The sequence below is a fragment of the Pseudomonas sp. C1C7 genome (assembly GCF_013359595.1).
GTDB lineage: Bacteria > Pseudomonadota > Gammaproteobacteria > Pseudomonadales > Pseudomonadaceae > Aquipseudomonas.
Genome location: NZ_JABFMP010000001.1, coordinates 1 through 24450, shown reverse-complemented (window position 1 = coordinate 24450; position 24450 = coordinate 1). Strand labels below are relative to the sequence as shown.

The following is a 24450-nucleotide window of genomic DNA, read 5'->3' as shown; positions in this document are numbered from 1 at the left end:
GTTTTTTTACAGTCAACAAAACGTCTGTAACAAGGGGTAAAACAGCCCATGCTGCATTACAAAGCTTAGTGCTTCGTTCGAAGAAGCCGATCTGGGAATCAGGAGTGTTGGATGGGTCAGGCAAGTAGTCACGCGGCGGGCGCGGGGCATTCGACGGTGAATCCGATCGGGATGCTGGTGGCGGCGGTCGGGGTGGTTTATGGCGATATCGGCACCAGCCCGTTGTACACCCTCAAAGAAGTGTTTTCCGGCGGCTATGGCGTGCCGGTCAACCACGACGGCGTGTTGGGCATTCTGGCGCTGATCTTCTGGTCGCTGATCTGGGTCGTGTCGATCAAATACATGATGTTCGTGCTGCGCGCCGACAACCAGGGCGAAGGCGGGATCATGGCCCTGACCGCGCTGGCCCGGCGAGCGGCGGCGGGGCGTGCAAAGCTGCGCACCCTGCTGGTGGTGTGCGGGCTGATCGGCGCGGCGCTGTTCTATGGCGACAGCATGATCACCCCGGCGATTTCCGTTCTGTCGGCCATCGAGGGGCTGGGTCTGGCGTTCGAAGGCATCGATCACTGGGTGGTGCCGCTGTCGCTGATCGTGCTGGTCGGGCTTTTTCTGATCCAGCGCCACGGCACCGCGCGCATCGGCATTCTGTTCGGGCCGATCATGGTCACCTGGTTCGTGGTGCTCGGCGCCCTGGGTGTCTACGGCATCATGCAGCACCCGGAAGTGCTCAAGGCGGTGAATCCGGTCTGGGGTGTGCGTTTCTTCATCGTGCATCCGGGCATGGGCGTGGCCATCCTCGGTGCGGTGGTGCTGGCCTTGACCGGTGCCGAAGCGCTGTACGCCGACATGGGCCACTTCGGCCGCAAGCCGATCGCCCGTGCGTGGTTCATCCTGGTGCTGCCGGCGCTGGTGCTGAACTACTTCGGCCAGGGAGCGTTGCTGCTGGGTGATCCGCAGGCCGCGCGCAACCCGTTCTATCTGCTGGCGCCGAACTGGGCGCTGATTCCGCTGGTGGCGCTGTCGACCATGGCCACCGTCATTGCCTCCCAGGCGGTGATTTCCGGTGCCTTCTCCCTGACTCGCCAGGCGATCCAGCTCGGTTACATTCCGCGCATGCACATCCAGCACACCTCCAGCGCCGAGCAGGGCCAGATCTACATCGGCGCGGTGAACTGGTCGCTGATGGTGGGTGTGGTGCTGCTGGTGCTGGGTTTCGAATCGTCCAACGCCCTGGCCTCGGCCTACGGGGTGGCGGTGACCGGGACCATGCTGATGACCAGCGTCCTGGTGTCGGCGGTGATGTTGTTGCTGTGGAAATGGCCGCCGGTGCTCGCGGTGCCGGTCTGTCTCGGGTTCCTGCTGGTGGACGGCGTGTATTTCGCCGCCAACGTGCCGAAAATTGTTCAGGGTGGTGCGTTCCCGGTGATCGCTGGCCTCGCGCTGTTCGTGCTGATGACCACCTGGAAGCGCGGCAAGCAGTTGCTGGTGGACCGTATCGATGAGGGCGGGCTGCCGTTGGATATCTTCATCAGCAGCATCGCCGTACAGCCGCCACATCGCGTGCAGGGCACCGCGGTGTTCCTCACCGCGCGACCCGACGCCGTGCCCCACGCCTTGTTGCATAACCTGCTGCACAACCAGGTGTTGCACGAGCAAGTGGTGCTGCTGACCGTGGTGTACGAAGACATTCCGCGGGTGCCGACGAACCGGCGCTTCGAAGTCGAAGCCTACGGCGAAGGGTTCTTCCGGGTGATCCTGCATTTCGGCTTCACCGACGAACCGGACGTGCCACAGGCGCTGAAGCTGTGCCATCTGGCCGAGCTGGACTTCAGCCCGATGCGCACCACCTACTTCCTCAGCCGCGAAACGGTCATCGCCTCCAAACTGGTCGGCATGTCCCGCTGGCGCGAAGCCTTGTTCGCGTTCATGTTGCAGAACGCCAACGGTAATTTGCGCTTCTTCAATCTGCCGTTGAACCGGGTGATTGAGTTGGGGACGCAGGTGGAGATGTAAGGCTCCGCAGACAAAGCCCCCGCTACCGGTTCGGTAGCGGGGGCTTTTTTTTCGGGCTTCAGATTATTCCTGAGCCTCGGTTTCCTTGGCCTGGCGCTTCTCGATTACATCCACCAGGCGCTTGGCCAGGGCCGGGTAGTTTTCGTCGAAGTGGTGGCCGCCGGGCAGTTTCATGGTTTCGCCCACGGCGGTCTTGTCGGTGCAGCCGCTTTCGTCGATTTCCTCTTCGCCGAAGATGCACACCACTTTGGCTGGTGGCAGTTTGGCCATTTCCGGGCCGGTGGCGGCTTCCTTGCCGGCGTTGCCGAGCCAGCCTTCGACTTCGATTTCGAAGCTGCCGGTGCGGGCGAAGGCCAGCAGGATGATTGCGTCGACCCGCTGTTGCTCGGACTCGGGCAGGCGGTTGTAGATGGCTGGCAGGACGTCGGCGCCGAACGAGTAGCCGGTCAGGATGAAGCGCTTGGTGCCCCATTTCTGCCGGTAGTGCTGCATCAGTTCGGTCAGGTCCAGGGCGCTTTGCTCAGGGCTCTTGTGCTGCCAGTAGTAGCGCAGGGTATCGATGCCCACTACCGGATAGCCAATCTTGGCCATCTCGCCCGCCACATCGCGGTCCAGGTCGCGCCAGCCGCCGTCGCCGGACAGGAACAGGGTCACGGTGTCTTTCGCTTGTCCGGCCGGGACTTCGACCACCGGGATTTGCAGGCCGCCGGCCGCCTTGTCGCCGCCGACGAGGATTTTGCGCAGTTCGTTGTTCAGCACTTGCGGCAGGTTGATGTCGTAGTCGCTGATGCTGGTTTCGGCGTTCGGCTGGTCACGCACGAAGCCGGCGCTGGTGTCATCGGGGTTGTCGTTCCACGCCACCAGCCAGTGGCCGTGGGCGGCGCTTTTGGGCAGCAGGTGGGTGCAGCCGGGTTTTTCCAGGGCCAGGTCCACCGAAACGGCCTGGGCCTTGTCGTTCTTCTGTTCGGACAACCAGCGCCACGCCAGCACGGCGCCCGGGCCGATGCCGCTGACGAGGGTCGCCGGGCCCTTGAGTTCACGCAGGCCGGTTTGCAGGGCGCGGCTTTGCAGCAGGCAGTCCTTGGGCAGGATCACCTGGACGATCTGTGCCGAGCCGCTGCGGCTCAGGGTCAGCAATTGCTTGTCGCTGAGTTTCTGGTCTTCATTGACCGCCACCAGCACCTGGGCGCGTGGCGTGTTCCCCGGAATGACGCGGGTCATCGCCGGGCCGTCGGTCGGGGTCAGTTGTTCGAGTGTCGGCTCCGGAGCCGGGCGTTTCAGGTACCAGTAGCCACCACCGAGAATCACGGCCAGCACAATCAGCGTGCCGAGTATGTAGCGCAAGGAGCGTTGAATCATCAGCGTTTCACCAATCCAGTCAAGCCGCCCGCGATCAGGGCAGCAGTGTCGGCCAGCGCAACCAGCGGATCGAGTCCGGCGGGCACGGCCATATAACGGGGTTCCCAGTCAGGCTGGAATTTGTCTTTGAAGCGGCGCAAGCCTTGGAAGTTGTAGAGCTGCTCACCACGGCGGAAAACCATCGAGCCCAGGCGCTGGGTCAGGGGTGCACCGCGGCGGGGTTGCAACCCCGACAGTGGCACCATGCCCAGGCTGAAGCGCGCGTATCCGTGACTCTTATAGTGTTGGATCAGGCCGACCATCATGAACTCCATGGTCAGCTTGGGGGCGTCCGGGTGCGCGCGCATCAGGTCGAGGCTGGCCAGGTCATGGCCGTGGGTCTCGAGCAGGTTGGCGAACGCCACCGGGCGCCCTTCGAAACGAATCACCGCAATGCGGAAATACTTGAGGTAGTCGTCGCTGAATCGGCCGAGGGAGAAACCTTTCTCGCGCACGTTCTTGCCGGTCAGCCAGGCATCGGAAATCACCTTGAGCTCATCCATCGGCGCCTGCCCCGGCTCATGGATCTCCAGCGACAGGCCATCGCGGGTGCCACGGTTCCAGGTGTAACGCAGGTCCTTCATCTCCTTGCCCTTAGCCTCGAGATCGAAGCGCTGCAGGTCGACGCGGGCCTCTTCACCGAGCTTGATCGCGGTCAGGCCGATGTCCATGTAATAAGGCAGGTTCTCGGCGCGGACCTGGTAGAACACCGGGCGCGCGTGGTGGATGTCGCACAGGTCACGGAACTGCCAGATCATCTCGGCCCGCTGCTGGCCCGGACCGATCGGGTCATACAGGGCCACGAGGCTGCGGCCGCGGCGGGCGTACATCAGGAACGCCTCGTCGTTGGGGTGGAACAACAGCGCCTTGTCACCGGTCAGTGCCAGACCGCCATCGGGTTGCGCCGAAGCCATGAGAATCTTGTGCGCGCGCTCGAGTTCGTCGGGCGTCGGCAGATGGATCACCGGGCGCGCGGTGCGCAGCAGCCAGGTCAGGGATATGACCATCAGCAGTACCGCGGCACCCAGCAGCGAGCGCAGGCCACGGGGGGCGTCGGCGTCCAGAGTAAATTGCCACCAGAGTTGATGGCTGTACGGAACGTCCTGATAGGCAAACAGCAGCAGCCAGATCGAAGCGGCGAGCACGCAAACACTGGCCACCAGATACATCGGCGAAAACGGCAGTTCGGTCAGGCGGCTGGGGCGATAGAACGACGTGCGGAAAACCCCGAGCAGCGCGGCGGTCAGGGTCATCAGTGTGGCTTCTTCCCAGTCGAAACCCTTGAGCAGGGAGAGCAGGGCGCCCACCAGCAACAGAATGGTGGTCAGCATCCACGCCGCCGACAGTCGCCGGCGCAGGCCCTGGGCGAGCAGCAGGCACAGCACGCCGATCAGGCTGGCGCCAAAGTGCGAGGCATCGACCAGGCGATGGGGGATCAGAAAGCCGATGTGTTCCAGGCGGGTGTCGATCTCCGGAGTGGCGCCGGAAAACAGCAGCACCACGCCCGATAGGAACACCAGCACGGCGAGGATCGGTGCGGCCAGGCCCGAGGCGGCGCGCAGGGTCTGGCGCGTCTGGAACAGGCGCTGGCCTTCGTTGATCAACAACAAAAGGCACGCCACCAGCATCGGCAGCACGACGTAGGTCAGGCGATACAGCAGCAGGGCAGCGGCCAGTGGCGCGGCGCCCAGGGTATCGGAAAAGGCTGCGAGCAGAATCGCTTCGAACACCCCGACACCGCCCGGTACGTGGCTGAGCACGCCTGCCGCCAGCGCCAGCAGATAAACCAGGAGGAAAGCGCCGAACGGTGGTGCTTCGGGCAGCAGCAGATAGAGCACCGTGGCGGCGGCGGCGACGTCCAGCGCGGTGATCACCAGTTGCAGGAACGTCAGGCGGCGACCCGGCAGGCGCAAGGTGCGCCGGCCGATCTTGACCAGCAGGTTGTCGGGATAGGGTTGCTCCGGCAGGCGCCGGCGATAGATGCCCACCGCGAGCACGGCGGACAGCAGCAACACGACGGCCGCAATGGTGCCCAGCAAGGTTTGCGAGAGCCCCAGGGCCACGGAAGCACCGGGCAGGTTGCTCAAGGTTGCCAGCGCGGCCAGTGGCGGCAGGGCGCAGCCCAGGGAGAGGCTGGCGAACAGCGTCATGTGGGCAACTTCGCCAGCCCCCAGGCCATGGCGTGCATACAGGCGGTAACGAACCGAGCCACCGGAAAGCATCGAAAGGCCGATGGCATTGCCGATGGCGAACGCGGTGAAGCCGCCCAGTGCGAGTGTGCGAGGAGCCAGCGTCACGCCGGCGTAGCGGCTGGCCGACCATTCGTAGCCCAGCAGAATGATGAAACCTGCCACGGTCGCGCCCAGTGCACCGAGCAGGGCGGGTTTGGGCACTTCCAGGATCGAGTCATGCAGTGCATCCAGATCCAGTTCGCTCAGCAGGTGGCGACAGGCAACCAGTGCAATGGCAAACAATAGCAGCGTGACCGCCAGGCCGATGGGCTGTCGGTACTTGCTGATGAGATCAAGCAAGCGCAACCGTTCAGCCTTGATCGGTTGTGTCGCTGTCGCGGTGTCTTGAGAGTCAGACGAGTTGGCGCGCATCAATCACCTCTTGGATTGTGCGCGACAGGATGGAGGTATCCAGCCAAGTTACCAATCCCTGTGGAAAAAAATAATCACAAATATTAACGCCTATCACCGAGTCTCGGCGATGGCGAATCGCTAGTCGCCGGGTGTTCGGGGCGCGATTTCAGCATAGTCTGAACTTGGCGACCTGGTGACCTTCGAAGGCTTGCGACACGGTGACAGATCATTGTTGCGAAAGGACTTTTTCATCGGGCACAAAAAAGGCCACTCTTTCGAGTGGCCTTTTTCAGACGTTTGGTTGCGGGAGCCGGATTTGAACCGACGACCTTCGGGTTATGAGCCCGACGAGCTACCAGGCTGCTCCATCCCGCGTCTGTGAGGCGGCATTCTATAGAGATACGCCGGGGTGTCAACCGTTAATCTCAAAGCGGGTCAAATAAACGTTAAGTGGTCGCACGGCAGGCTTAAGTTTCGGAATCTGAAAGGATTCTCGTTTGCGCACAAACTTGAGGGCAGGTGTTTGTAGACAAAACAGGCGCGCACAAAAAAGGCCATTCTTTCGAATGGCCTTTTCTGATGTTTGGTTGCGGGAGCCGGATTTGAACCGACGACCTTCGGGTTATGAGCCCGACGAGCTACCAGGCTGCTCCATCCCGCGTCTGATGAGGCGGCATTCTACAGAGGATTCGCAGGCTGTCAACCTTCAAGACCGATAAAACCTGTTCTGGTTCAATTGCTTAGCTGTTTCAAACGTCGGCGGATCGGCCTGAGAGGCAGGCAGGGCAAGGGTTCCGGCTCTATCAGTCGGAAGCGGCTGATTGAGAAAATAAATTTTCCCGCTGCTTTTTCCTACAGTCATCGGAGAAGATTCAGACTACTGGTGCTATATACAGGTGTCAGTGAGATACTGCCGACCTGACACGACCTATCGCCTTTTCTTCATCTGAATACCGCTTCGATATGAGCCAGCGAAAAATCATCCACGTGGATTGCGACTGCTTCTACGCCGCCATCGAGATGCGCGACGACCCGCGACTGGCCGGAAAGCCGCTGGCCGTGGGCGGTGCGGCGGATCGCCGTGGCGTGATTGCGACCTGCAATTACGAGGCTCGGGCCTATGGCGTGCGGTCGGCCATGTCCTCGGGGCATGCGTTGAAGCTCTGTCCGGACCTGACCATCGTCAAGCCACGTATGGATGCCTATCGAGAAGCGTCGAAGGAAATTCATACGATCTTTCGCGATTACACCGACATCATCGAGCCGCTTTCCCTCGACGAGGCTTACCTGGATGTGTCGGACAGCGCGTATTTCGGCGGTAGCGCAACACGCATCGCCCAGGACATCCGGCGGCGGGTGTCGAATCAGTTGCACATCACCGTCTCGGCGGGTGTGGCGCCGAACAAGTTTCTCGCCAAGATCGCCAGCGACTGGAGAAAGCCCAATGGCCTGTTCGTCATTACGCCGGATCAGGTCGAGGACTTTGTCAGCGGTTTGCCCGTGAGCAAGCTGCACGGGGTCGGCAAAGTCACCGCCGACAAGTTGGGCAAGCTCGGGATTGCCGATTGTGCGCAGTTGCGCCAGTGGGACAAGTTGGCCCTGGTGCGCGAATTCGGCAGCTTTGGCGAGCGTCTCTGGAGCCTGGCCCGTGGCATCGACGAGCGGCAGGTGCATAACGACAGTCGCAGGCAGTCGATCAGCGTCGAAAACACCTACGACGCCGACTTGCCGGACTTGAAGAGCTGCCTGGATAAATTGCCAGAGTTGCTCGAGACCCTGGCCGGGCGCATGGCGCGAATCGACAGCAGCTACCGGCCGGGCAAGCCGTTCGTCAAAGTGAAGTTCCATGATTTCACCCAGACCACACTGGAGCAGGCCGGGGCAGGGCGGGATCTGGGCAGTTATCAGCTGTTGCTGACCCAGGCGTTCAATCGTGGCGGCAAGCCGGTGCGGTTGTTGGGGGTGGGGGTGAGGCTGGAGGATTTGCGGGGCGGGTTTGAGCAGATGGAGTTGTTTGAAAGATAGTGGTGAAAATGAAAATGCCTTCGCGGGCAAGCCTCGCTCCTACGTAGGAGCAAGGCTTGCCCGCGAAGCTTTTTGCGATTAATGCGGCCCCGGATCCGCCACCAACCGCCCGGCATCCTTGGTCAAGGACTTGAGGAATTCGGTCTGCAGTTCTGGATCGTTGCGGGTCAGTTCGATCAGGCTCTGTTCCAGCTCGACGGCTTCTTCTTCCAGACCCAGCTCCGACAGACGCTTGACCCGGTGTACCCACTGGCTCACTTCATCGTCTTCGAGGTCGTCGTAGATCAGTCCGTGCGCTTCGAGCAACTTGCCGCGCAGCTTGCTGCTGACGGCCAGGGACGAATCGGTGTGCACGTCATCAGCAGGGTTCTCGACGCGGATCTGCAATCGGGTCAGATGGTTCAGGTCGTATTCGGCGAACGGGCTGTCCAGCAGGTTCAGGCGCAGCACGCCATTCTTGTCGGTACTGAGCTCGAAGGTTTCCTTTCCGGCCTTGACCTCAACCGGACGCTCGCTCCACGGCAGGCTCGAGTATTCGGTGCGCTTGTCCAGCTGAACCTCATCGATCCCGGCCAGGTTCTGCTGGGCGCGACCGTTGGATTGCGTGTTCATGAACGGGTTCAGGCCGGCAAAGCCATAGTTGAACCAGTCCTTGGTCATGCTATCGGGCAGGTTGCCGAAGGCGAACACGTTGACCACATTCGCACCGATACCACCCACCACGGCTACCGCACCCAGCGGGATCTCATAGATCTCCCGCCAGGGTTGGTAAGGCGTATAGCGATCGTAATGACGCGTGACTTCGAACTCGGTGACTTCGAAAGTCTTCTGCTCGTGGATCTTCACCCGACGTTGCGGCAGCTCAAGCACCTTGGGCTCGCCGACATCGATCTGCAGGCTGTGATCAAGCAGTTTGCGCTCGACACGTTCCTCGTGTTCGCTGCGCTGCGACATGTGATTGGCACAGCCGCTGACCATCAGGGTGCCGCACAGGGCGGCACCACCGAGGCCTAAGGTGTTTCGCTTGAACATGACGTCTCTATCTGGATTCAGCGGCGGATACGGGCCTGAAGGAACGACAGTACGTCGGCGACCGGCAGCGCTTGCGGCTCGGCTTCGGTACGGCTCTTGTATTCCAGGTTACCTTCGGCCAGGCCGCGGTCGCTGACCACGATCCGGTGCGGAATGCCGATCAGTTCCATGTCCGCGAACTTGATGCCCGGGCTGGTTTTCTTGTCGCGATCGTCCAGCAGCACTTCGAAGCCGGCGGCGGTCAGTTCCGCGTACAGCTTGTCGGTGGCTTCGCGCACCAGATCGGTTTCGTAGCGCAGTGGCACCAGGGCGATCTGGAACGGCGCCAGGGTGTCGCTCCAGATGATGCCCTTGTCGTCGCTGTTCTGCTCGATGGCGGCGGCCACCACGCGGGAAACGCCGATGCCGTAGCAACCCATTTCCAGGGTGACCGGCTTTCCGTTCTCGCCCAGCACTTCGCACTTCATCGCCTTGCTGTACTTGTTGCCCAGCTGGAAGATGTGCCCGACTTCGATGCCGCGCTTGATTTCCAGGGTGCCCTTGCCGTCCGGGCTTGGGTCGCCGCTGACCACATTGCGCAGGTCGGCAACGGTCGGCACCGGCAGGTCACGCTCCCAGTTCACGCCGAAGTAGTGCTTGTCGTCGATGTTGGCACCGATGCCAAAGTCGCTCATCAGCTCGACCGAACGGTCGATGATGATCGGCAGTGGCAGGTTCAGCGGGCCGAGGGAACCGGCGCCGGCGCCGATGGCGTCGCGCAGTTCGGCATCGCTGGCCATGACCAGCGGGCTGGCAACGCCAGGCTGGTTGGCGGCCTTGATTTCGTTGAGTTCGTGGTCGCCACGGATGATCAGGGCAATCAGTTTGCCTTCTTCCTCGGCGTGCACGATCAGGGTCTTGATGGTCTTTTCAATCGGCAGATTGAATTTTTCCACCAGCGCGGCAATGGTCTTGGTGTCCGGGGTGTCCACCAGGCGCAGCTCTTCAGACGGTGCGGGACGGGAAGTTTCCCGTGGCACGGCTTCGGCTTTCTCGATGTTCGCCGCGTAGTCGGAACCGTTGCTGAAGACGATATCGTCTTCGCCGGATTCGGCCAGTACGTGGAACTCGTGGGAGCCGGCGCCACCGATCGAACCGTTGTCGGCTTCAACCGGGCGGAATTTCAGGCCCAGGCGGGTGAACACGTTGCAGTAGGCCTGGTGCATGCGATCGTAGGTGACCTGCAGCGAAGCCTGGTCAGCGTGGAACGAATAGGCGTCTTTCATGACGAACTCGCGACCGCGCATCAAGCCGAAGCGTGGACGGATTTCATCACGGAATTTGGTCTGGATCTGGTACAGGTTGATTGGCAGCTGCTTGTAGCTGCTCAACTCGTTGCGCATCAGATCGGTGATGACTTCTTCGTGGGTCGGGCCGGCGCAGAAGTCGCGACCGTGGCGATCCTTGAAGCGCAGCAGTTCAGGACCGTACTCTTCCCAGCGACCGGATTCCTGCCACAGCTCGGCCGGCTGAGTGCTCGGCATATACACTTCAAGGGAGCCGGCGGCGTTCATTTCTTCGCGGACGACGGCTTCGACCTTGCGCATCACTCGCAAGCCCATCGGCAGCCAGGTGTACAGGCCCGAGGCGAGTTTACGGATCATGCCGGCGCGCAGCATCAGCTGATGGCTGATCACGACCGCGTCGGAAGGCGTTTCTTTCTGTGTGGCGAGCAAAAATTGACTGGTACGCATGGTTGGCCGTTATCGATAGCTGATGACGAGAAATGACGGAGCATTGTACGGGCGAGATCCGCTGGCGTACAGGCGTGCGGTCGGTGGTGTGGCAGAGGGCGAATGTCGCTGCGCCCTCGCGGTTTTTTTCTTATGACTCTTCCGCAACCTGGCCTGGAACAGGCTCCGGCGTTGGCTTCGGACCTTCCCGGCGGCTCTCCTGGAACCAGTGCAGGGCGATCAGCACCAGGGTCGGAACCCCCAGCAGGGCGGTGATCAGGAAGAACTGGTGGTAGCCGAACTTCTCCACCATCACCCCGGAGTAGCCGCCGATCAGGCGTGGCAGCAGGAGCATGATCGAGCTGAGCAGGGCGTATTGGGTGGCGGAGAACTTGAGGTTGGTCAGGCTCGACAGGTAAGCCACGAACGCCGAAGTCGCCAGCCCGGAACTGAAGTTGTCCAGGGAGATGGTGACGATCAGCATCTTCAGGTTGGGGCCCATGTCGGCCAGCATCAGGAACAGGATGTTGGTGGCGGCCGACGCGGCGCCGCCGATGAACAGGATCGGCAGGATGCCGAACCGTACGATCAGCAGGCCGCCCATGCCGGCGCCGACCAGGGTCATGATCAGGCCGAAGATTTTACTGACGCTGGCGATCTGGTCCTTGGTGAAGCCCTGGTCGATGTAGAACACGTTGGCCATTACGCCCATCACCGTGTCGGACATCCGGTAGGTCGCGATCAGTCCGAGCAGTAGCAATGCCTGCCAGCGGTAACGCAGGATGAAGTCGTTGACCGGCGTCAGCACCGGCGCCAGGCCGCGGCGTCCCATGGACGACAGGCACAGGGCGGTGAGGGTGATGTAGAGGATCGCGCGCAGGAAGGCGCGGTCCTGGAGCAGCAGGTCGAGCAGGCTCACGCCGTCGAACAGCACGCTGGCGAAGTCGGTGTTGTAGAGCTGGGTGAACATGGCCGGTACGGACACCAGCAGCACGATCAGCACGAAGACCGACGCCAGCTGGTGGACGAAGCTGTAGCGTCCGGCCTGCAGCTGGGTGCGCAGCGGTACTGGTGGTTCGCGCATGAACAGGCTGGTCAGCAGCGCCGGGATCATCAGGACGCCGAACAGGATGTAGGTGCCGGCCCAGGCGGAGTGTTGATAGTTGAAGCCGGTGGAGCCGAAGCCTTCGGCGAAGTACAGGGCGCCGGCAGTAGCGAGCAGCGCGGCGATTCGATAGCCGGACATGTAGCTGGCCGCCAGGGCTGCCTGACGATTGTCTTCGGCGATTTCCAGGCGATAGGCGTCGACCGCGATGTCTTGCGTGGCCGAGGCAAAGGCGACGATCACCGCGATGGCGATCAGCCAGGAGAGATGTTTTTGCGGGTCACAGAAGCCCATGCCGATCAGGCCCAGGATCACCAGGCCCTGGGACAACACCAGCCACGAGCGTCGTCGTCCCAGCTTGCCGAGCAACGGCAGGCGCCATTGGTCGAGCAGCGGTGACCAGACCCATTTGAAGGCATAGGCCAGGCCGATCAGGCTTGCATAGCCGATGGTTTCGCGAGCCACACCGGCTTCGCGCAACCAGACCGAAAGCGTCGAGAACACCAGCATGTAGGGCAAGCCGGCAGCGAAACCCAGCAGCAGCAGTACAAGCGTCGAGGGGCTGGCATAGGCAGCGAGCGCGGCGCGCCAGGTTTTACGGGGCATGGGCTGGAGTCTGCCTCAAGAAATACGAAAACAAAGCGCGCACTCTAACCGCTGTGCTCTACCGGGCGCCACCCATGACGCCGAATATCAACACGATTATTCAGGATACTGATGCCCTCCATGCGCAATCGAGCGCGTTGTTCATCCCCGGAAGGACTGCCTGCGGGCAGGCTGATGCGTCCACCTGCACCCAGCACCCGGTGCCAGGGCAATTTGCTGTCGCCGGGCAGCTGGCTCAATGTCCGGCCCACCCAGCGGGCGGCGCGGCCCAAGCCTGCAAGCTCGGCCAACTGACCATAGCTCACCACCTTGCCTTCGGGCACTTGCGCGAGGGTCAGGTAGAGCGCCGTGCGTCGGATTTGTGCCTCGCTCTCGGCGTCAGGGGTGGGTTCTTTCACGTGCGGGTATTCCTGAAAAAATTCACAGTACCGTCTGTAGAGTAAATCGTGGATGACGAGATGAGAAATGAACTCAATAGAAATAGTCGGGTCAGTCCTAACCAGGGCGTTATTTCCAGGATAATGCTGACTTTTTTCGCAAACCCGAGTTCGTTGTTGCTTATGTTGTCCAGAACACTGCTGTGCCTCGCTGTTATCAGTGCTTCCACTCCCTTGCTCGCCGATACCGTCTGGTTGAAGAACGGTGACAAGCTGAGCGGCAAGATCATCCTGTTCGACGGTGGCAAGTTGCTGGTCCAGACCGAATACGCCGGCGCCGTCCCGATCGATTGGAAGCAGGTCAAGACCCTGGAGAGCGATCAGGAACTGCTGGTCAAGCAGGACGCCTACACCGGTGAAAAGGCCAAATCGCTGCACGCCGCCGAAGACGGCAAGGTGACCCTGGCCAACGGCGATGCGCCGAAGACCGTGGAACTGGCGAGCGTCCAGCAGATCCTCAAGCCCAAGCCTGTGGTCGAGGATCTGGTGTGGAAGGGCAACATCGATGCGGCCCTCGATTACCAGCGGGCCGACAAGGACACCGACGATTACGACATCGATTTCAAGACCACCGCGCGCCACGGTCGCTGGCGGCACACGGCCGAAGGCGAGTACAACCGCGAGTTCCAGGATGACGTGGTCACCACTGACAACTGGCGGGCCGAGTATTCTCTCGATCGCTTCCTGACGGATAAGTGGTTCTGGCAGGGTCGACTGGTCTACAAGCGCGACAAGGTCGAAGACCTGTCCCGTCAGCGTACCGTCGGTACCGGTCCCGGCTACCAGTTCTGGGATGACGAACTGGGCGCGTTCTCCCTCGGTTCGCTGGTCAACCGCACGGACTACGAGTTCGCTGACGGCAGCAAGGAAAACTTCTATTCCGTGGCGATGAAGTGGGATTACAACCGCTACCTGATTGGCAAGAAAGTCGAGTTCTTCACCAATGGCGAAGTGGGCAAGCCGCTGTCCGGCGTGGCCGAATATGCGTTGGATTCGGAGGTGGGGCTGCGCTACAAGGTCACGGATTGGGCGTCGCTCAATATCAAGGCCGAGCGTGACATCATCGATGGCACCGACGATGCCGATCTGGACAAGACCCGGTACACCGCGGGGTTTGGCGTGACCTGGTAATAGAGCAAAGGATCGCAGCCTTCGCCGGCGCCTGCACGGGCTGGCGAAGGCTGCGATTTTTTTTGCCTGTGAGAAGCCGACAGGCACAAAAAAGCCCCGCTGTTGAGGGCGGGGCTTTTTACTAAAGCAAGGACAAGTTAGATAACTTGTACTTCTTCAGCTTGCATGCCTTTCTGACCGCGAGTAGCGATGAAAGAAACCTGCTGGCCTTCTTTCAGGGTTTTGAAACCGTCGGATTGGATAGCTTTGAAGTGAACGAACAGGTCGTCACCGGATTGTGGAGTGATGAAGCCGAAGCCTTTTTCATCGTTGAACCACTTAACGGTACCGGTTTGGCGATTAGACATGGTGTAACTCCTTGAACAAAGATAACTGCGACTCAGGAAGAACCCTGGCCGAGACTGAGTGCAAAGAGCAGGAAAAATTCTTGTAGATGGTTGGATCGAAATTCAACATATCGTGCAGAGATTCTCAGTGACACAAGCAACACAGTGGCGCCACCTTAACTGTTTTTCCCAAAGGTGCCAATGCTTCTTGCGAAGGTTTCTCGGTTTTCATGATCGACGGTGCGCCCTATTGTTTCGAAGGTCCGTTCATCGTGCGTGATCGTCGAGAATTGTGCCCGGCGCTTTGAACCGCAAGGCGCTCCCCGGTAAGATGCCGGACAGATTTTTCCACCTCGCTATTTCAGGACACCGCCATGAGCATCAAATCGGACAAGTGGATTCGCCGCATGGCGCAGGAACACAACATGATCGAGCCTTTCGTCGAGCGCCAGGTGCGCGGCGAGAGCGACAGCCGGGTGATTTCCTTCGGTGTGTCCAGCTATGGCTACGATGTGCGTTGCACCAATAAATTCAAGGTGTTCACCAACATCAATTCGGCCATCGTCGACCCGAAGAACTTCGACGCCGGCAGCTTCGTCGACGTCGAAAGCGATGTCTGCATCATCCCGCCGAACTCTTTCGCGCTGGCCAGCACCGTCGAATACTTCCGTATCCCGCGCAACGTCCTGACCATCTGCCTGGGCAAGAGCACCTATGCCCGTTGCGGCATTATCGTCAACGTGACCCCGCTGGAGCCGGAGTGGGAAGGCCATGTGACCCTGGAATTCTCCAACACCACCAACCTGCCGGCGAAAATCTACGCCAACGAAGGCGTGGCGCAGATGCTGTTCCTCGAGTCCGACGAAGAGTGCGAAGTGTCCTACAAGGACCGAGGCGGCAAGTACCAGGGCCAGCGCGGCGTGACCCTGCCACGGACCTGAGTCAGCCGTCTGACAAAACAGGGGAATTCCTGAGCGGGCGTACACTCTATGGAGTGTACTGCCCCGATCCGCGCAAGGCGGACCGGGCCATCGCTCAGGAGTGCTTTATGAAGATCGACCCGCAAATAACTGCCGAACTGGCAAGGCTCGAGCCCAATCAGGTTGGCGTTTTGGCCTGGTCCTTGTTGGCACACCCGCCGATCAGCATGGCAGGCGGCATTCCCGGCCAGCCTGATCCCGATACCCCCAATGAACAACCCACCGAACCCGGTGAGCCGACCCTGCCGGACGAACCGCCGCCAGCGCCCGTGGTTTGATTTTCCTTTATATGTAGGAGCGAGCTTGCTCGCTCCTACAGGGTCAGCGGCCAGATTTCGTTGTCGCCGATGACGAAGATCCGAGAGTCATCGCCGCGCTCGACCTGATATCCCCCGGTAAACGCCCCGAACGCCGGCAGCAGGCTCACCTTCTCGCCAATCCTGAAACACGCCAGCCGCAAGCTCTGCCGTCCTCTGCCATGCAGCCGATACACCGGGTGCACATGCCCGGCCAGTACATGCAGGCGAGGATGCGGATCCGGTTCGTGCTGCAAGGAAAACGGCCCGAGCAGCATCGGCTCAGGCACCACTCGAATGTCCAGCGACGCCGGCGGATCCCCGGCGCGTTTGTCGTGATTGCCCCGGATCAGCGTCATCGACAGATCAGCATGCCGCGCACGCCATAACGCCAGCGCATCCAGCGTGGCCGATGCATGGGAGCCCGGGCCATGGAGAAAGTCACCCAGGAAAATCAGCTGCCGACAGGGCAGGGCCTCCACAAGCGCATCAAGCACCGCAATATTGTGCGTGGTGGTGCCCCGAGGAACGGGCTGGCCAAGGCTTCTATAGGCAGCCGCCTTACCGAAATGCACGTCCGCCACCAACAGCGCCTGCTGCGCCGGCCAATAAACGGCTTTTTCCGGCAACAACCAGAGGGTTTCTCCCGCCAGGCTAATGGGGTAGGGCGTGCTCATCATTCCTTCCCGGTTTCGGCGGTTTTCTCCAGATCGCTGACCATGCGTCTGATGCGATCGGCGAGTTTTTCCGAACTCATGCTTTCGCGCATGCGTTCCACCAGCAGCGGAAAGCCAAGGGGCGCAGGGCGTTTGATCGGGTGCAGGTCCAGCCTCATCCGGTTGATCCGCTCCAGGGTCTGTTCCAGGCGGCGGATATCAAGCTCCTGAGCCAGCACTTCTTCCCCGGCCTGAGCCAGTAACAGGTTCTGCGCGTCATATTGTTTGAACACCTCGAAGAACAATCCGCTGGAGGCCTGGACCTGACGCGTGCTTTTAGGTGCGCTGGGGTAACCGGCGAAGACCAGCCCGGCGATCCGGGCGATTTCCCGGAAGCGACGCAAGGCCAGCTCGCCTGCATTCAGGCTGGCCAGCACATCATTGCGCAGGTGCTCGGGACTGAGCAGCGCGCTATCGAGCTCCCGCGCCCACTCGATCGGGGTGGCGCTGAGCAACTCCAGACCGTAATCGTTGACCGCGATCGAGAAGGTCAGCGGCTGGCGCTGACTGACTCGCCACGCCAGCAGACTGGCCAGCCCCAGATGCACCTGGCGTCCGGCGAAGGGATAAAGGAACAGGTGCCAACCCTCCCGGGACTTCAGGGTTTCGGCCAGCAAACTGTGCTCGGTGGGCAGTCCGGACCAGCGCTGTTGCACCTCCAGCAACGGCCGCACCGCCTGCATTTCCGGACCCTCGAACGTGCCTTGGGCCGCCGCAGAAAAGCGTGCGACCACCGCATCCGCCAGTTCGCTGGACAATGGCATGCGTCCGCCATTCCAGCGCGGCACCGCCGCTTTTTTCACCGTGCTGCGTTTGACATAGGCGGTCATGTTTTCCACCCGCACCAGTTCCAGCAAACGCCCGGCAAACAGGAAACCGTCACCGGGTTTGAGGCGTGCGATAAAACCTTCCTCGACGCTGCCCAGTTGTTTGCCGCCGCCACCCTTGCTCCAGAACTTCAGATGAATGCTCGCGTCACTGACGATGGTGCCGATGCTCATGCGGTGCCGCCGCGCCAGTCGCGCATCAGGCACCCTCCACACGCCCTGATCATCCGGTTCGACCCGGCGGTAATCCGGATAGGCCGTCAGAGAAAGCCCGCCGTGGCGTACGAAAGCCAGCGCCCACGCCCATTCGGCCAGGCTCAAGTCACGATAGGCCCAGGCGCCGCGCACCTCGTCGTACAGCTCATCGGGCACAAACCCGCCGCCCAGGGCGATGCTGACCAGGTGCTGCACCAGCACATCCAGTGGCTTGACCGGCGACAGGCGCGGCTCGATCCGGCCCTGTGTCACCGCGTCCCGTGCCGCTGCGGCCTCCACCAGTTCCAGGCTGTGAGTCGGCACCAGCGTGACCCGCGATACCCGTCCCGGTGCGTGACCGGAACGCCCCGCGCGCTGCATCAGGCGCGCCACGCCCTTGGCCGAACCGATCTGCAGCACCCGCTCCACCGGCAGGAAGTCCACGCCCAGATCCAGGCTGGAGGTGCAGACCACCGTCTTGAGTTGTCCGTCCTTGAGCGCGCGTTCGACCCAGTCGCGGGTATCGCGGGACAACGAGCTGTGGTGCAAGGCGATCAGCCCGGCCCAATCCGGGCGGGCATCGAGCAAGGCCTGATACCAGATCTCGGACTGAGCGCGGGTGTTGGTGAACACCAGGCTGCTGGCGCTGACTTCGAGCTCGGCGACCACCTGCGGCAGCATCTTCAAACCGATATGCCCGGCCCATGGAAAGCGTTCGACGGCAGGCGGGAGCAAGGTGTCGACTTGCAAGGTTTTGCGGGTTTGACCTTGAACGCTGATGCCGCCGCCCTGTGGTATCAGCACCTGCTCGGCGTGGGATTGATTACCCAGGGTCGCGGAAACGCCCCAGACGATCAGCTGCGGTTGCCAGCGACGCAAACGCGCCAACGCCAGTTGCAACTGCACGCCGCGTTTGTTGCCCAGCAGTTCGTGCCACTCATCGACCACCACCATGCGCAAGGTCGCGAGCGCGGTTTCCGCGTCGGCCCGCGCGAGCATCAGGGTCAGGCTTTCCGGGGTGGTGATCAGGGTGGTTGGTAGGCGTCGACTCTGCCGTGCCCGTTCGCTGCTGCTGGTGTCGCCGGTACGCAGGCCGACGGTCCAGGGGATCTGCAAATCGGTCAGGGGCGTTTGCAGCGCGCGAGCCGTATCGGCTGCCAGGGCGCGCATGGGGGTTATCCACAACACGGTCAGCGGTTCCGCGAGCGGTTTGCGTTTGCGCGGGGTTTCAACGGGAGGAGGGAGGCGGGCGAAGCGATTGAGCGCGGCGAACCAGACGGCGTAGGTTTTACCGGCCCCGGTGCTGGCGTGCAGCAATCCGGATTGCCCGTTCTTGACGGCGGCCCACACCTGCTTCTGAAAGGCGAATGGCTTCCAGTCGCGGGCGGTGAACCATTGTCTTGCGAAGTCGGAGGAGCTTCCCATGCCGGTGGTGTGCGCTCTGAAAGTCTTCTTTCAGTGACCACACGGCAATGGCAAAGGTTTAAATGACCCGCCACGATCCCGTGCAGGAGATGCCGAAGGCTGCGATCTTTTGACTTTGCTTTTAAAAGACAAGATCAAAAGATCGCAGCCTTCGGCAGCTCTTGCGCGGGGTGGTGTTTACTTGAGGTTACCGCTCAGGAACTGTTTGAGGCGTTCGCTCTTCGGATTACCCAGCACTTCCTCCGGCGCACCTTCTTCCTCCACCCGGCCCTGGTGCAGGAACAGCACCTGGCTCGAAACCTTGCGCGCGAAGCTCATCTCGTGGGTCACCATGATCATGGTCCGGCCTTCCTCGGCCAGGCCCTGGATCACCTTCAACACTTCGCCCACCAGCTCCGGGTCCAGCGCCGAGGTCGGTTCGTCGAACAGCATCACTTCCGGCTCCATCGCCAGCGCCCGCGCAATCGCCACGCGCTGTTGCTGGCCGCCGGAAAGAAACGCCGGATATTGCTCGGCCACCCGCGCCGGCAGGCCGACCTTGTCCAGGTAGCGGCGGGCGCGGTCTTCGGCTTCCTGCTTGCTGCAGCCCAGCACCCGGCGTGGCGCCATGGTGATGTTCTCGAGCACCGTCATGTGGCTCCACAGGTTGAAGTGCTGGAACACCATCGCCAGGCGAGTGCGGATCCGTTGCAGCTCATCGGCATCGGCCACGTGCATGCCGTGGCGATCCTTGATCATGCGGATCGACTGGCCGTCGAGGGTCATCGCGCCGTCGTTGGGTTGTTCGAGAAAGTTGATGCAACGCAGGAAGGTACTTTTGCCCGAGCCGCTGGCGCCGATCAGGCTGATGACGTCGCCGGTGTTGGCCTTGAGCGAAACACCCTTGAGCACCTCATGATCGCCATAGCTTTTATGCAGGTCTTCAATGGTCAGTTTGTACATGGAACAAGCATCCTCAAGGCGAAAGTAGGTAGCCGCTGCGATAGGCTTCGGCGCCCGCGACGTGGGCGATCACCATGCCGGCAGTGGCCATGCGCCGCAGCGAGCGGGCATACATCAGGCCGCTGGCGGTGCAACGCACCGGCGTGACGCTGTCGGAAATGGGGTCGATGATCTCGGCGATCAGTTGTCCGGCTTCCAGGTATTCCCCCGGCAACGCGGTGAACACCAGCAGGCCGCCGACCGGCGTGGCGACAGGCTCGACGCCGGCCAGCGGGGTGGCCGGGTAGGGCAGCTCGGGCAGGGGCGCCGGTTCGCCGGCGATGGCGCCGAAGTGAGTCAGGTAATCGATCAGTGCCTGGCTGTCGAGGCTGGCCAGCGGATGATTGACGTCGCCCTGGCCACGCAGCTCGACGGTCACGGAGAAGCTGCCCAGCGGAATATCGAAGTGTTCGCCAAAGCGTTCCTTCAATTGCCACCACAACAGGGTGAAGCATTCGTCGAACGACTGACCGCCCGAATCGGTGGCCAGCAGGCTGGCTTCGGCACCGATGTAGCGCGCCAGCGGTTCGACCTGCGACCAGGCTTCGGGAGTGGTGTAGAGGTGAGCGACCGCTTCGAAATCGCAATGCAGGTCCAGCACCATGTCGGCATCGCAGGCCAGCCGTTGCAGGGTCAGGCGCTGGGATTGCAGCTGGGTACTGGCGGTCTGCCGGGCCAGGGCGTGGCGCAGGCTGGTGCGGATCAGTTGCAGGTTGTGTTGCGGATCGTCGCCGAGTTGGCCCTCGATCTCGTTGCCGACCTCTTCGCTCAAGTCGACGAACCAGCGGTTGAAGTTCTGCCCGCTTTCCAGCTCGTAGCGGCCCAGCGGCACATCCATCAGCACCTGTTCCAGGCCGACCGGGTTGGCGACCGGGACCAGCACGATTTCGCTGCGCAGACGGCCGGCGGCTTCCAGCTCCGCCAGACGTTGCTTGAGGTGCCAGGACACCAGCATGCCGGGCATTTCATCGGCGTGAAGGGACGACTGGATGTAGATCTTGCCTCGTGGGCTTGTCACGGTAGGCTCCGAGATCGGCCCGAAGTGGAAGCTGTGAATCTGTCGTGCTGTCCCCGGTACCGGAGACAGCAGGTCATGTATCTGGTGGCGCATCGCTTGTTCCCTGAAACAGGATAGGTGCTAGTGGGTCGGCCCGAGGAAGGCCAGCCAGCGGCGTTCGGCAAGACGGAACAGGCCGACCAGCGTAAAGGTGATGGCCAGGTAGATCAGCGCGGCGATGCCGAACGACTGGAAGGTCAGGAAGGTCGCCGAGTTGGCGTCCCGAGCCACTTTCAGGATGTCCGGAATGGTCGCGGTGAAAGCCACGGTGGTCGAATGCAGCATCAGGATCACTTCGTTGCTGTAGTAGGGCAACGAGCGGCGCAGGGCCGAGGGCATGATCACGTAGGCGTACAGCTTCCAGCCGGTCAGGCCATAAGCCTTGGCCGCTTCGACTTCACCATGGGCCATGCTGCGGATCGCTCCGGCGAAAATCTCCGTGGTGTAGGCGCAGGTGTTCAGGGCGAACGCCAGGATGGTGCAATTCATCGCATCGCGGAAGAAGCTGTCGAGCAGCGGTTGCGCACGCACGGCAGCCAGGCTGTAGATCCCGGTGTAGCAGATCAGCAGTTGGATGTAGAGCGGCGTGCCACGGAACAGGTAGGTGTAGAACTGCACCGGCCAGCGCATGTAGAAGCGGCTCGAGACCCGGGCGATGGACAGCGGAATCGAGACGATGAAGCCGAAGAAGATCGACGCGCTGAGCAGCCACATGGTCATGGCCAGGCCCGTGATGTTCTGACCGTCGCTGTAGAGGAAAGGCCTCCAGTATTCCTGCAGGAGTTCGATCATCGTACGGCCTCCCGTGTGCCGGCGGCGTAGCGGCGTTCCAGCCAGCGCAGAATGATGTTGGAGGCGCTGGTGATCAGCAGGTAGATCACGGCGGCGAGCACCAGGAAGTAGAACAGTTGATAGCTGCTTTTACCGGCGTCCTGCGCAGCCTTGACCAGATCGGCCAGACCGATGATCGAAACCAGCGCGGTGGCCTTGAGCATCACCATCCAGTTATTGCCGATGCCCGGCAGGGCGTAACGCATCATCTGCGGGAACACCACGAGGCGGAAACGCTGGCCGCGCTTGAGGCCGTAGGCGGTGGCCGCTTCGACTTGCCCGCGGGGCACGGCGAGGATCGCGCCACGGAACGTCTCGGTGAAGTACGCGCCATAGATGAAGCCCAGGGTCAGCACCCCGGCGCTGAACGGGTTGATCTCGATGTATTCCCATTCCATGTAGTCGGTGAATGACGTCAGCCAGGTTTGCAGGCTGTAGAAGATCAGCAGCATCAGCACCAGGTCCGGCACCCCGCGAATCAGCGTGGTGTAGCACTGGGCAGGCAGGCGCACCAGTTTGACTTTTGACAGCTTGGCACTGGCACCGATCAGGCCGAGCAACACGGCCACCAGCAGCGACATCGCCGATAATTTGATGGTCATCCAGGTGCCTTCCATCAGCAACGGACCGAAGCCCTTGAGGCTGAAGGCTGAGAGCCCCAGATTTTGTATTAGGTTTTCGAACATAAATCAGCAACCTGAGCGGAAGAAAAAAGCGCCCATCGCGAGATGGGCGCCCGGGCATTATTTGCCGCTGTACAGATTCAGATCGCCAAAGTGTTTCTTCTGAATGGTGGCGTAGGTGCCATCATCGTGTAACGCTTTGATACCTTTGTCCAAAAGGGCCTTCAGCTCGGTGTTACCTTTCTTAATGCCGACGGCGGTTTTGGCTGGCAGCAGTTCGCTGTCCACCGCTTGGCTGACTTCATAACCGGCGCCTTGTGGCGACTTCAGGAAGCCCAGTTCAGCCTGCAGCATGTCCTGGATACCGGCATCAAGACGACCGGACATCAGGTCTGCATACACCTGGTCCTGGTTCTGGTAGGCCTGGGTTTTCACGCCAGCCTTGTCCAGAACGGCCTTGGCATAGGCTTCCTGGATGGTGCCTTGCTCGTAGCCGACGGTCTTGCCCTTGAGGGACGCGACGTCGGTGGTCACGCCGGAACCTTTCTTGGAGACATAGGCGGTCGGGCCGGAGAACAGCTCGCTGGAGAAGTCGATGGCTTTTTCGCGGGCCGGAGTGACGGTCATCGAGGAGATCACACCGTCGAATTTATTGGCCTTCAGGCCCGGAATCATGCCGTCGAAATCGCTTTCGACCCATTTGCACTTGACCTTCAGCTCGGCGCAGATTGCGTTGCCCAGATCGATATCGAAGCCTACCAGGCTGCCGTCGGCCGCTTTCGACTCGAACGGTGCGTAGGAAGGGTCAACACCGAAGCGCAATTCCTTGTATTCCTTCGCCAGCGCAGAGCCAGCAGCTACGCACAATGCCAGTGCAGACAGGGTCAGCAATGCTTTTTTCATTATTCAATCCCTAAGAACCAATATGAGCGCTTGTGGCGCAGAATTATTGTTACTGGTACGCGTAAGACCTAATGAAGGTAGCAATTTCCGAACCAGAGTGCCGAACAAGCGTTTAAAAGGTATTCAGGAAATTGCCGGAAGCGATTAGTGCACGAAAATGGGCGCGGTGGAAAGCCTGCACTGTTTTGGCGCTGCAAACTCCGGTGGGTGGTGTCGTTTTGTGGGGGCGAGGCGGGTTATCTGTGAAGAGGGTAATTTCTGTGGTGAGGGGATTTATCCCCGTTGGGCGGCGAAGCCGCCCCAATTCCTGCGAGAGCGCTGTGTCAGGTAAATCGACTGCTATGGGTATGTTGCTGCGCAGCTAATTCGGCCTCACGCATGGAGATGGCTACCTCCAGTTCCGCTGAGCGTTGAACCCACTGTTCGGGAGGCAGAGGTTTGGACCATTCGATGATGTCGGGATTTGTCAGCTCAGGTGGTGGCGCGAGTTTCCAGTTCTGCACTTTCTCTGCCCAATATGTTCCCAGGAAAGTAATGAAAAACACGCCGTGCAAGACATCGAGAACATCGCCCTTGAACAAGCTGGTAACAATGGAACCGACTTGAGTTTCCGCGTAAGGCCTTCGTCCCAATCGACTCGCTGGGACTGCATCTGCGCCAACTTCCATATAACTGCGTATGCACTCCCAGAGGCACATTGCCGTTTCACCGCCGCCGCAACTGAATCCCAGGCTGAAGTCGCGCTCCTTTTCGGGCGCATCGGGGTCGGGATTTCGAAAGCCCACCACCAATAGACCTTGAGTGATTTTTCCGTGCTGGCCGACTGAATCCATCGCCACGGCTTGGGCAGTGACTTGCTCCCACGGCACGATCCAGTAACGACCATCTTCGAATGGCACACAAACTTCGCGGCGTTGACGGTTGAAGCGCACGGGAAGAGGCACAGGGCATCTTAAAATGTAGATGAGCATCATTATCGGAAAGCCGCAAAAACACATGAATCCATACCAGTAGAGAGCATCCAGCGACTCCGAACCCATCGCCCACCCCATCCATATAAAGATCAAGACCACCGGCCAAAGCACCATGACAAAAGAGCCGATGCTGTAAGAACCGATATCGAGAAACACCTCGTTCTTGCGCCAGATGGTATTGAGCACATCCTTGGGTGGTTGCCCTGTCGGGACAGCGGGAGGCGCCAGATAGTCCTCTCGTGAGAGCAGTCCTTTTCGGCTGCCCGGAGTGG

The 24450-nt window shown here is 61.0% G+C and carries 20 protein-coding genes and 2 tRNA genes; 5 read left to right on the top strand and 17 right to left on the bottom strand.

The genetic code is table 11. The features are described from left to right. Positions 1 to 111 precede the first annotated feature (111 nt). On the top strand, positions 112 to 2013 hold the full coding sequence (locus tag HNO86_RS00110; protein WP_175375008.1) for a potassium transporter Kup: 1902 nt from the start codon (positions 112 to 114) through the stop codon (positions 2011 to 2013). Between the two features lie 63 nt (positions 2014 to 2076). Here the strand turns inward: HNO86_RS00110 and HNO86_RS00105 are convergent, their stop codons facing one another. The 4 genes from HNO86_RS00105 to HNO86_RS00090 all read right to left on the bottom strand — a co-directional run bounded on the left by HNO86_RS00105 (position 2077) and on the right by HNO86_RS00090 (position 6657). Next, entirely contained in the window at positions 2077 to 3372 is a 1296-nt protein-coding gene (locus HNO86_RS00105; protein WP_175375007.1) for a virulence factor family protein, read from the bottom strand. Then, positions 3372 to 6014 (bottom strand): bifunctional lysylphosphatidylglycerol flippase/synthetase MprF, encoded by a 2643-nt coding sequence (mprF, locus tag HNO86_RS00100; protein WP_175375006.1) that lies wholly within the window; start codon positions 6012 to 6014, stop codon positions 3372 to 3374. Before mprF ends, HNO86_RS00105 begins: the two co-directional genes overlap by 1 nt. A 280-nt stretch (positions 6015 to 6294) precedes the next feature. Next, positions 6295 to 6371: transfer RNA gene (locus HNO86_RS00095), tRNA-Met, on the bottom strand. 209 nt (positions 6372 to 6580) lie between these two features. Next, positions 6581 to 6657: transfer RNA gene (locus HNO86_RS00090), tRNA-Met, on the bottom strand. A gap of 302 nt (positions 6658 to 6959) precedes the next feature. Between HNO86_RS00090 and dinB the strand changes: the two genes are divergently transcribed. Then, positions 6960 to 8021: a DNA polymerase IV gene (dinB, locus tag HNO86_RS00085; protein ID WP_175375005.1), complete on the top strand. Its 1062-nt coding sequence runs from the start codon at positions 6960 to 6962 to the stop codon at positions 8019 to 8021. Positions 8022 to 8099: 78 nt separating this feature from the next. On the opposite strand, the gene HNO86_RS00080 is transcribed toward dinB, so the two are convergent. From HNO86_RS00080 to HNO86_RS00065, 4 genes are all read right to left on the bottom strand, one after another. Next, positions 8100 to 9053 (bottom strand): hypothetical protein, encoded by a 954-nt coding sequence (locus HNO86_RS00080; protein ID WP_175375004.1) that lies wholly within the window; start codon positions 9051 to 9053, stop codon positions 8100 to 8102. A gap of 17 nt (positions 9054 to 9070) precedes the next feature. Continuing rightward, positions 9071 to 10786, bottom strand: coding sequence for a proline--tRNA ligase (locus HNO86_RS00075; protein WP_175375003.1), 1716 nt, complete (start codon positions 10784 to 10786; stop codon positions 9071 to 9073). Between the two features lie 130 nt (positions 10787 to 10916). Next, positions 10917 to 12476 carry an AmpG family muropeptide MFS transporter gene (locus HNO86_RS00070; RefSeq protein WP_175375002.1) on the bottom strand — a complete coding sequence of 520 codons (1560 nt, stop codon included), beginning with the start codon at positions 12474 to 12476 and terminating at the stop codon, positions 10917 to 10919. 44 nt (positions 12477 to 12520) lie between these two features. Further along, a complete protein-coding gene (locus HNO86_RS00065; protein ID WP_175375001.1) occupies positions 12521 to 12874 on the bottom strand; it encodes an MGMT family protein in 354 nt (117 codons plus the stop codon). A 162-nt stretch (positions 12875 to 13036) separates the two neighbouring features. On the opposite strand from HNO86_RS00065, the gene HNO86_RS00060 reads away from it, so the two are divergent. Further along, positions 13037 to 14044, top strand: coding sequence for a DUF481 domain-containing protein (locus tag HNO86_RS00060; protein ID WP_175375000.1), 1008 nt, complete (start codon positions 13037 to 13039; stop codon positions 14042 to 14044). A gap of 137 nt (positions 14045 to 14181) precedes the next feature. Here HNO86_RS00060 and HNO86_RS00055 read toward each other — a convergent pair whose 3' ends face one another. Beyond that, a complete protein-coding gene (locus HNO86_RS00055) occupies positions 14182 to 14391 on the bottom strand; it encodes a cold-shock protein (protein WP_044461546.1) in 210 nt (69 codons plus the stop codon). Positions 14392 to 14744: 353 nt separating this feature from the next. Between HNO86_RS00055 and dcd the strand changes: the two genes are divergently transcribed. Continuing rightward, a complete protein-coding gene (gene dcd, locus HNO86_RS00050; protein ID WP_175374999.1) occupies positions 14745 to 15311 on the top strand; it encodes a dCTP deaminase in 567 nt (188 codons plus the stop codon). Between the two features lie 107 nt (positions 15312 to 15418). Continuing rightward, a complete protein-coding gene (locus HNO86_RS00045) occupies positions 15419 to 15628 on the top strand; it encodes a hypothetical protein (RefSeq protein WP_175374998.1) in 210 nt (69 codons plus the stop codon). A gap of 35 nt (positions 15629 to 15663) precedes the next feature. Here the strand turns inward: HNO86_RS00045 and pdeM are convergent, their stop codons facing one another. The 8 genes from pdeM to HNO86_RS00005 form a co-directional block, all read right to left on the bottom strand. After that, positions 15664 to 16323, bottom strand: a complete 660-nt coding sequence (gene pdeM / locus HNO86_RS00040) for a ligase-associated DNA damage response endonuclease PdeM (protein ID WP_175374997.1) — start codon at positions 16321 to 16323, stop codon at positions 15664 to 15666. Further along, positions 16323 to 18809, bottom strand: coding sequence for a ligase-associated DNA damage response DEXH box helicase (locus HNO86_RS00035; protein ID WP_175374996.1), 2487 nt, complete (start codon positions 18807 to 18809; stop codon positions 16323 to 16325). The genes pdeM and HNO86_RS00035 overlap by 1 nt, the downstream gene beginning before the upstream one ends. Positions 18810 to 18986: 177 nt before the next feature. Continuing rightward, positions 18987 to 19751 carry an ABC transporter ATP-binding protein gene (locus tag HNO86_RS00030; RefSeq protein ID WP_175374995.1) on the bottom strand — a complete coding sequence of 255 codons (765 nt, stop codon included), beginning with the start codon at positions 19749 to 19751 and terminating at the stop codon, positions 18987 to 18989. A 13-nt stretch (positions 19752 to 19764) separates the two neighbouring features. After that, positions 19765 to 20901, bottom strand: a complete 1137-nt coding sequence (locus HNO86_RS00025; protein WP_175374994.1) for a succinylglutamate desuccinylase/aspartoacylase family protein — start codon at positions 20899 to 20901, stop codon at positions 19765 to 19767. Between the two features lie 27 nt (positions 20902 to 20928). Further along, the gene (locus tag HNO86_RS00020) at positions 20929 to 21639 is read right to left on the bottom strand and encodes an ABC transporter permease (protein ID WP_175374993.1); all 711 of its coding nucleotides are present in this window, start codon (positions 21637 to 21639) and stop codon (positions 20929 to 20931) included. Continuing rightward, entirely contained in the window at positions 21636 to 22364 is a 729-nt protein-coding gene (locus tag HNO86_RS00015) for an ABC transporter permease (RefSeq protein WP_175374992.1), read from the bottom strand. The genes HNO86_RS00020 and HNO86_RS00015 overlap by 4 nt, the downstream gene beginning before the upstream one ends. 57 nt (positions 22365 to 22421) lie before the next feature. Continuing rightward, on the bottom strand, positions 22422 to 23204 hold the full coding sequence (locus HNO86_RS00010; protein ID WP_175374991.1) for a transporter substrate-binding domain-containing protein: 783 nt from the start codon (positions 23202 to 23204) through the stop codon (positions 22422 to 22424). 323 nt (positions 23205 to 23527) lie between these two features. Then, complete coding sequence (locus tag HNO86_RS00005) at positions 23528 to 24427, bottom strand: hypothetical protein (protein ID WP_372242502.1); 900 nt, start codon at positions 24425 to 24427, stop codon at positions 23528 to 23530. Positions 24428 to 24450: the final 23 nt, after the last annotated feature.